This window comes from Nonomuraea sp. NPDC049141, assembly GCF_040648415.1.
Classification (GTDB): Bacteria; Actinomycetota; Actinomycetes; order Streptosporangiales; family Streptosporangiaceae; genus Nonomuraea.
In genome coordinates this window covers 1-1434 of sequence record NZ_JBEZDR010000216.1, presented here as the reverse complement: position 1 = coordinate 1434, position 1434 = coordinate 1, and the positions used below count along the sequence as shown (strand labels likewise).

The 1434-nt window shown below is 71.8% G+C and carries 1 protein-coding gene; it reads right to left on the bottom strand.

Going from position 1 to position 1434, the window contains the following annotated elements:
- Positions 1-327 precede the first annotated feature (327 nt).
- Positions 328-1434: 3-hydroxyacyl-CoA dehydrogenase family protein (locus AB0B91_RS65960; protein ID WP_358343215.1), on the bottom strand; the 1107-nt coding region annotated here is incomplete at its 5' end.

The following is a 1434-nucleotide window of genomic DNA, read 5'->3' as shown; positions in this document are numbered from 1 at the left end:
CCCCGCGCCCGGCGAGGGCTGGCCGCCGGACGGGTGCTGGCCGCCGGGCGGGGGAGTCCAGCCGCCGTCGGGCGGTGCCGGGTAGCCGTCCGGCCGCGGCGGGTGGAAGTCGTAGTGCGTGTCGTGCTCCGGCTGCCCGGACCAGGGATCGACCGGCGGTTGGGACATGATCAGCTCCAGGCGAGTCTGCGAACGGGTGATCGTAGCCAGCCACGGCACGGTACCGCTGTCCCGATCCCGACCGCATCGGCCGCAACGACGATCGCGGTGGCCACCACCATCCAAGCTGGACGGGGCAACCACCGCGAACGCGGGGGGCGGTGCGGATCAGGCGGGCAGGCTGGCCACCCCGTGCGGCAGGAACCGGCGGCCGGTGACCCGCTCGGAGGTGCCGGTCCGGTCCAGGTACGGCGTGACGCCACCCAGGTGGAACGGCCAACCCGCGCCGAGGATCATGCACAGGTCGATGTCCTGCGCCTCGGCGACGACGCCCTCGTCGAGCATCAGCCGGATCTCCTGCGCCAGCGCGTCGAGCGCGTTCTGGCGTACCTGCTCCTCGGTGAGCGGCTGGTCGCCGACCACGAGCAGCTTGGCGACCTCGTCGTTGATCTGGTCGTCGACGACGATCGGCTGGCCCGAGTCGGCGATCCGCTTGAGGTTCTCGCTGACGCCGAAGCGGTCCGGGAACGCGGCGTGCAGGGTGCCGCCCACGTGGTACGCGACGGCCGGCCCGACGAGCTGGAGCAGGGCCAGCGGGCGCATCGGCAGGCCCAGCGGGTCCAGCGCCCTGTTCGCCACCTCCAGCGGGGTGCCGGCGTCGACGGCCGCGAACACGGCGCCCAGGAACCGGGTGAGCAGCCGGTTGACCACGAACGCCGGGGCGTCCTTCACCAGCACGCTCGACTTCTTCAGCTGCTTGCCGACCGCGAACGCGGTGGCGAGCGTGGCGTCGTCGGTGCGCTCGCCCCGGACGATCTCCAGCAGCGGCAGCACCGCGACCGGGTTGAAGAAGTGGAAGCCGACCACCCGCTCGGGGTGCTCCAGCTCCTCGGCCATCGCGGTGATCGACAGGCTGGAGGTGTTGGTGGCGAGCACCGCCTCCGGCTTGACGATCTTCTCCAGCTCCGCCCAGACCTGCTTCTTGACGCCCAGGTCCTCGAAGACGGCCTCGATGACGAAGTCGGCGTCGGCGAAGACGCCCTTGTCGACCGAGCCGCTGACCAGGCCGTACAGCTTGGCGGCCGTGCCCTTGTCCATCCGGCCCTTGCTGACGGCCTTCTCGATCTGGGTGTGCACGTAGCCGACGCCCTTGTCGACGCGGGCCTGGTCCAGGTCGGTCATGACGACCGGCACCTGGAGGCGGCGGGCGAAGAGCAGGGCGAGCTGGCTGGCCATCAGGCCGGCGCCGACGATGCCCACCTTGGTGACCGGGCG